We start from the raw sequence: 6,617 nt of genomic DNA, 5'->3' as shown, positions 1-6,617 counted from the left end.
CGAGCTGACTCCTGTCATTCCTGCGTTCGTCAAGGGGAACTCCTTCCCCGCCCTCTACGACACTATTCGGGACGATCCCGGTGCCTTATCCAAGGTTGACAGAGAGGGTTACGCCTGAGCTGTCAGCTCAGTGAGCGTACCGCAGTATTGCTCGTGACCTTGATGAAGGAGAATGTTTATGTTGTTTGATACATCCACTACAGCGCTCGTGCTGACGGACCCACAAAACGATTTTCTTAGCCCCGCCGGTGTTACTTGGGAGCTGGTCGGTAAGAGTGTCGAAGAGAATAACACCGTCGAGCACATTGAGCAGTTGCTCGTGAGTGCCAAAGCCTCGGGGTATGAGGTTTTCGTGTCTCCGCATTACTATTTTCCCCACGATCACCAGTGGGAATTCGGCGGAACCTTGGAAAAGATGATGCACGAGATCGGTATGTTCGATCGGCCGGGGCCCTTGGATCTTGACGGATTTTCTGGCTCGGGTGCTGACTGGTTAGAGCGCTACAAACCGTTCCTGCAAGACGGCAAGACGGTAGTGTGTAGCCCGCACAAGATCTACGGGCCCGAGCAGAACGACCTCGTGCTCCAGCTGCGTAAACGCGGAATCAGCAAGGTTGTGCTCGCAGGAATGTCAGCAAACCTGTGCATCGAAAGCCACCTACGCGAGCTGTTGGAACAGGGATTTGACGTGGCCGTCGTTGCCGACGCGACCGCCGCTGCACAGCACCCTGAACTCGGCGACGGGTATGCGGCCGCCCTTACCAACTTCAACTACATCGCCGGGGTAGTGCTTACCACCGAGCGAGCAATAGAAATGTTGGAATCCGCCGTATCCGTAGGAGACCTGTGAGCCGCGGTTCGGCAACGCCACCACGGGTCTCCACCGAGTCCTCCATTTATGGTGATCTGCGGGCGGTTTTCATCAACGCTTGCTGAAGAAAAGTGAACCGTCCCGGGTTTCATGCCGCCGTTTTGTTGGCGGCTTCGATATTTATCGGGCCGTTTGTTTCAGCGTAGTAGTTGCGTTCATATTCTTCGGGCGGCATGTTCCCGAGCACGCTGTGCAGGCGCCGATTGTTGTACCAGTCCAGCCAGTCGAAGGTGAGTTTCTCAACGTCTGCGAGGGTCTTCAACGGTCCCGTCACGAAGGGTGAGTTCTTCGCCACGGCCTCGTTCTTGTAAAGCCCCATGACCGTCTCCGCGGCCGCGGTATCGTAGGCGTCGCCGATGGTTCCGATCGAGGCGACGAGGCCTTCCAGAGCGACAGTCTCGGTGAATTTGATCGATGTGTATTGAGATCCGGCATCGCTGTGATGTATCAAACCGGGCCGTACGGCGTGGCCGGCATGGTCGCGACGCCAGAGCGCCATATTCAAACAGACCTCAACGAACGGTGTGTCTTTGACCGTTGACGCATGCCAGCCCACGATCGCACGAGAGTACAAGTCGATCGCGAAGGCCACGTAGACGAAGCCGCCCCACGTTGGGACATACGTGAAGTCCGTGACCCAGGAGCGGTTCGGGCGGGGCGCACTGAAGTTGCGTTTAAGTAAGTCAGGGGCTCGCGCTGACTCCTTGCCAGTCGACGCCGAAGCCCGGGGCTTCCGGCCCCGGACGAGGCCGTTCATGCCCTCGAGACGCATCAACCGGTCGACCGTGTGCTTCGAAACGCCGGTGAACTCACCCCGGCGGAGTCACGCCGTCATCTTCCGCCGCCCATCGAGAATCTCGGGCTGCTGACGCCCGTACACATCTCTCACTTTCAAGGCTTTCAGCCGGTCGACGAGTGCCGCATCGCTCTGAACTCGGGCCGCGGCGGCGCGAGTCTTCCACGCCCGAAATGACCGTGAAGTGACCGTGACGCCCTGCTCACGCAGGACACCACACGTCAACTCGACTCCATGGCCGTTCGCCTTCATCTGGACGATGAAAGCGACTATAGACGGTTGCGAGGGTCGAGCTCCCTCGTGAAGAAAGACGCTGCCGCTTTGAAGATGTCGTTCGTCTCGCGGAGGTCACGGTTCTGGCGCTTGAGGCGTTTGATTTCCTCGAGCTCCTCGGTCGTGGGCCTGGTGCGTTCGCCGGCGTCGGTCTACGCCTGGGTGACCCATTTCCGGAGCGTCTCGGCGCCGATGTTGAGCTTGGGGGCTAGGTCGCGGCAGGCCGCCCACATCGATGGGTAATCCTTCAAACGATCAAGAGTCATACGGACCGCTCGTTCACGAACCTCTGTTGGGTGTTTCTTGGGCATATCCGAATCCTTTCACCAGAAAGAAAGCGGCAGGAAATCAGGGACGGTTCACTTCGAGGGCCGTGATAGTCAGAAGCTGGGGACTTTCAGCAAGGGCATGCGTCAAAAAGTCGGAATTGCGCAAGCTGTGCTCCACTCACCGGCGGTGCTTTTCCTGGACGAGCCCACCTCGGGGTTGGACCCGGAAGGAGTCCGCACGCTGCACGAAACTACTGTGCGCCTCAACAGCGAACTCGGGATGACCGTATTTATGAATACACACGTGCTGTGAGAGGTCACGAAAACATGCACCAGCATCGGAATTTTGCGTGGTGGGTGCCTCAGCCATCACGACTCGATCGCGAATACTGTGGCGGCGTTCCTCGCGGATGGATCACTCGAGCAGATCTATTTTCAGCTAGAGTCAGCGCCCGCGCTATGAACACTTTTTTTGTCAGAGGACGGCATGAAATGCTGTCCGCCCGCCGTGCGCGAGTTACGCACCTGCTGCTGACCGTTTGAGACCTAACACGAAGTGGACCTTTCGTCTGGGGGTGTCAACGGGATTGCTTTTCGGCACAATGCGCGACCTCTTGCCCCCAGATGCCTCTAAGAATCGGCCCCCGGTGGGGCTCATTTTTGATAATTTTTTAGGAAGCGTATGATGTAATCGGATGATAAGCGCATTGGAACGGGTCTCTCTGGCCATTCGGATGATCTCGCGCGGGTCACCACAAACGGCCCGTTACCGGCTGATATCTGCAGTAGTTGCCCTGGCTAGCATGGTGGTGTCCTTATCGGGCTCCTGGATTCCCTCGTTATGGGGGGACGAGGCAGCGAGCATCATGTCCGCGCAACGATCGCTTTCAAGTTTGTTCACCATGCTGACCACGGTGGATGCAGTCCACGGCACCTACTATCTCGGGTTGCACGCGTGGATAAATGTTTTTGGTGCGTCACCTTTTTCGGTCCGCTTCCCGAGCGCAATCGCCATTGGCATCGCGGTCGCGGGCATCATGCATCTCACCGCACGTTTGTCCTCGAGACGGACCGCGCTGGTCGCGGGTATCGTCTGCGGCATCCTTCCGCGGGTAACGTACATGGGGGAAGAGACGCGTTCATACGCTTTCAGCGCCGCGATTGCCGCTTGGCTGACCGTGCTGCTAGTCGAAATCATTCGACGAAACGGATCGTCGCGGTGGCAGTGGTTCGCCTACGCAGCACTGTCCGCGACGGGTATTTATGTTTTCCTTTATTTGATTCTGCTGGTGTTGGCACATGCCGTCATTCTGCTCAATATTCGGGCTCCGCGCGGCTTCCTCCGAAAATGGTTCTTGTATGCCGCTGCTGCCATTATTTTGGCGACACCGGTGGTGATCTGGGCGGTGCTGGAACGACACCAAATAGGTTTCCTCGCGTCCCGCAATGAAGTGACTTCCCGGAAGTTGCTGGTGTCGCTGTGGTTCGGTAGCAACCAATTTGCAGCTATCGCGTGGACACTGATTCTGGTTGCCGGCATCGCTGCCGTGGTAATCGCCCGACGAGGTCGTCATGACAAACACAACGTCGAAGTCACCGCCGGAGGGCTGCGGATGCCGAGCCTGGAGCTGGTCGCGGCAAGTTGGCTGCTGGTCCCAGCAGTCGTACTCATTGGCGGGCAGTTCCTCGTTCCCGTCTATACCGCCCGGTACCTGTCGTACAGCGCACCTGCGGCCGCGATCCTCATCGCCTCCGGACTGGTGGTCCTCACCCGCAACAGGATGTGGGCGCTATCTCTCGGGGTGCTCCTTATCGTTGCCACCGCGGCTCCGGTTTATCTTGCGCAGCGGACCCCGTACGCAAAGAACCACAGCGACTGGGCGGACATCAGCACACTGCTCGGAGCGCACGCGAAACCCGGGGACGCGGTGGACTTCGACGAAAGTGTCCGTCCATCCCGCCGCCCGCGCCTTGCTCTCCACACCTATCCAGCTGGATTTATCGGGCTGCGCGACATCACCCTGAAGGTGCCGTTTAGTGCTGACCCGACCTGGCACGATACGGCGTACACCATCGCGGAAGCCGCGAACCTTGGCCGGCTCGCTGACGTCGACCGCGTCTGGCTCATCGAATATTCGATCGAGTCCCCAAACGATTACGACAAACAGCAGCTTGCCGAATTGGGCTACACCCCCGTCGCGCACTATGAAACCCACCGCAGCGTCATCTACGAATACACGCTGGCCGGCAACCCCGGACCCTAACCGCGCGTGCCGTCGCGATGTTTTCGATTCTTCCCGATTTCTTAATACTCCAACCGAAACCATAGAACTCATGACCCCTTCCTCAATCTTGTCCAGCGGCCTCATCGACCCCCCCCGACGCTCATCACGGGTGCGGGGGTGCGGGGTCTGGCTATCGTGTGTGCCATCGTGTGTGCCGAAACGGGCCTCCTGATCGGGTTTTTCCTTCCCGGAGATACGCTGCTGTTCTTCACCGGTCTGGTTGCGAGCGGGGCGATCACTCAGCTGCTTTGCCTGGTGATTCTGCTTATCGGCATATCCGCCATACTCGGCGACCAGGTCGACTACGCACTCGGACGCAGCACCGGCCCTCGAATATTCGAACGACACGAATCGGGCCCGTCGGAAAAGTATCGATCGAACGGAAAGGTTTTTCACACGATTTGGCCCGGTTGCGGTGATAGTCGCACGATTCGTACCCGTGGTACGAACCTTCGCCGCGTCGCCGCCGGAATCGGGCACATGCCGCGGCGCCGTTTCATTACCTTCAACGTCATCGGCGGTGTGCTCAGGTCCGTTGACACTGCTCACCCTGTCGATTCACCGCAGATGGTGGACCCCCGCCATCCTCATCACCGCTGCCGGGATCGAATCCCTCGCGATGACGATCGCCGGAAAAGACCTGATCGGTCGGGCGTGCCCGCCGCTGATCGGCGCGGTCGCTCCGTACGAATACTCCCATCCTTCCCATCCGGCCACACTCTGAACGCAGTCGTGATCGCCTACCTGCTGATGCTTCGCCAAACAACTCGCCGCGCGCGGGTGTTGACGGGCACCGTCGCAATACTTTTCGCACTCACCATCGGACTCAGCCGTGTCTACCTCGGCCACTACTGGTTCATTGATGTGCTTGTGGCCGTAACCCTCGGACTGGTGTGGCTCGCGATAATCATCACCGCCCACCGACTCTACCTCGCCTCCCGCCAGCGGCGAACAAGAATGCTCGCCTCGCCCCGGACAGGAAGGGAATGACCCGCTGATGAAGGTTTCGATCGTGATACCCACCTACAATGAGGCACCGAACATAGCCGAGCTTGTTGCACGAATTAGTGACGCCACAACCAACTATGACGCGGAAATCATCTTCGTCGATGACTCTTCGGACGACACACCACAGGTAATAGTTCACGTCGGCAACACCGCCCGCCTCCCCGTCCGCATTATCCACCGAAGTACACCCATCGGCGGCTTAGCGGGCGCGGTCCTCGCGGGTATTGCCGCCAGCGGCGGGAAGTGGTGCATCGTGATGGACGGTGATCTGCAGCACCCTCCCGAGATGATTCCGATTCTGCTAGCCGCAGCCGCCAGCGAACACGCAGATGTGGTTGTCGCCTCCCGGAATCTTGACGGCGGTTCATCCGGCGGGCTCGCAGGCATATCGCGCCATATCGTCTCCAACGCAGCAAACCTCCTGACACGCGCGATGTTCCCCGTCAGGCTGCAGAACTGCACCGACCCGATGACAGGCTTTTTCGCCGTACGCCGCGCCACCATAGATGTATCAGTTTTGCAGCCACGAGGATTTAAAATACTGCTCGAGATTCTGGTTCGCAATACGGTCACTGTGGCGGAGGAACCGTTCGTTTTCGGCGAACGACAAGCCGGTGTATCCAAAGCTGACTTCCGGCAAGGGGTCCGCTTCGTCACGCAACTTGCCGCACTCCGCTTCGGTCGCGTTTCCGGCTTCGCCACCATCGGCGCAGCTGGCGCGGTAGCGAACCTGATCATCATGGCGGGACTGCAGGCTCTCGGCGTGTGGTACATCGCTGCTGCAATCATCTCCGCAGCCGTCACAATCGTCGGCAATTTCCTCCTCCAAGAGCGATTCGTCTTCCGAGACCTCCGAGGACCTGCCGCATCCGGATATATCCGATTTGCCCGATTCTTCGCCTTCAACGGTATCGAGGCGACGGTTCGCACCGCTGTGCTCTGGGCCGTCGTCGCGACAGCAGCACTGCCAGAAATTGCAACGCAGGCCGTCCTCATCGGCATCGGATTCATACTCAGATTCGTTCACCACTCCCAACGCGGAACGTCAATGGCGGTATGGTCACCTCGTGGCCCACACAAATCCCTCCATGCTAAATCTCTAGGAAGAGAGTGAA

Annotated in this window: 6 protein-coding genes and 1 pseudogene; 6 read left to right on the top strand and 1 reads right to left on the bottom strand. The window is 58.8% G+C overall.

The window, feature by feature from the left end; all coding sequences use genetic code 11:
- The first annotated feature begins 178 nt into the window (after positions 1 to 178).
- On the top strand, positions 179 to 850 hold the full coding sequence (locus E3T41_RS05210) for an isochorismatase family protein (protein ID WP_134477574.1): 672 nt from the start codon (positions 179 to 181) through the stop codon (positions 848 to 850).
- A gap of 109 nt (positions 851 to 959) precedes the next feature.
- On the opposite strand, the pseudogene E3T41_RS05205 reads toward E3T41_RS05210, so the two are convergent.
- Positions 960 to 2,251 (bottom strand): annotated as a pseudogene (locus tag E3T41_RS05205) (IS3 family transposase).
- Here E3T41_RS05205 and E3T41_RS18375 point away from each other — a divergent pair.
- From E3T41_RS18375 to E3T41_RS05185, 5 genes are all read left to right on the top strand, one after another.
- Positions 2,244 to 2,522 carry an ATP-binding cassette domain-containing protein gene (locus E3T41_RS18375; RefSeq protein WP_241991036.1) on the top strand — a complete coding sequence of 93 codons (279 nt, stop codon included), beginning with the start codon at positions 2,244 to 2,246 and terminating at the stop codon, positions 2,520 to 2,522. The pseudogene E3T41_RS05205 and the gene E3T41_RS18375 sit on opposite strands and share 8 nt — an antisense overlap.
- Positions 2,523 to 3,075: 553 nt before the next feature.
- Positions 3,076 to 4,473 carry a glycosyltransferase family 39 protein gene (locus E3T41_RS05195; RefSeq protein WP_158251636.1) on the top strand — a complete coding sequence of 466 codons (1,398 nt, stop codon included), beginning with the start codon at positions 3,076 to 3,078 and terminating at the stop codon, positions 4,471 to 4,473.
- Between the two features lie 556 nt (positions 4,474 to 5,029).
- Complete coding sequence (locus tag E3T41_RS18370) at positions 5,030 to 5,218, top strand: hypothetical protein (RefSeq protein ID WP_233195287.1); 189 nt, start codon at positions 5,030 to 5,032, stop codon at positions 5,216 to 5,218.
- Positions 5,149 to 5,484: a phosphatase PAP2 family protein gene (locus E3T41_RS05190; RefSeq protein ID WP_241991035.1), complete on the top strand. Its 336-nt coding sequence runs from the start codon at positions 5,149 to 5,151 to the stop codon at positions 5,482 to 5,484. Before E3T41_RS18370 ends, E3T41_RS05190 begins: the two co-directional genes overlap by 70 nt.
- A 7-nt stretch (positions 5,485 to 5,491) precedes the next feature.
- Positions 5,492 to 6,616, top strand: coding sequence for a glycosyltransferase family 2 protein (locus tag E3T41_RS05185; RefSeq protein WP_134477568.1), 1,125 nt, complete (start codon positions 5,492 to 5,494; stop codon positions 6,614 to 6,616).
- Position 6,617: the final 1 nt, after the last annotated feature.

The organism is Cryobacterium sp. Hh38 (assembly GCF_004403235.1).
Taxonomy (GTDB): Bacteria; Actinomycetota; Actinomycetes; order Actinomycetales; family Microbacteriaceae; genus Cryobacterium; species Cryobacterium levicorallinum.
This window is presented reverse-complemented; position numbering and strand designations above follow the sequence as displayed.

Coding starts and splice junctions, on each gene's coding strand:
- E3T41_RS05210 (WP_134477574.1), top strand. CDS start 179: ATGTTGTTTGATACATCCACTACAGCGCTCGTGCTGACGGACCCACAA.
- E3T41_RS05185 (WP_134477568.1), top strand. CDS start 5,492: ATGAAGGTTTCGATCGTGATACCCACCTACAATGAGGCACCGAACATA.
- E3T41_RS05195 (WP_158251636.1), top strand. CDS start 3,076: ATGTCCGCGCAACGATCGCTTTCAAGTTTGTTCACCATGCTGACCACG.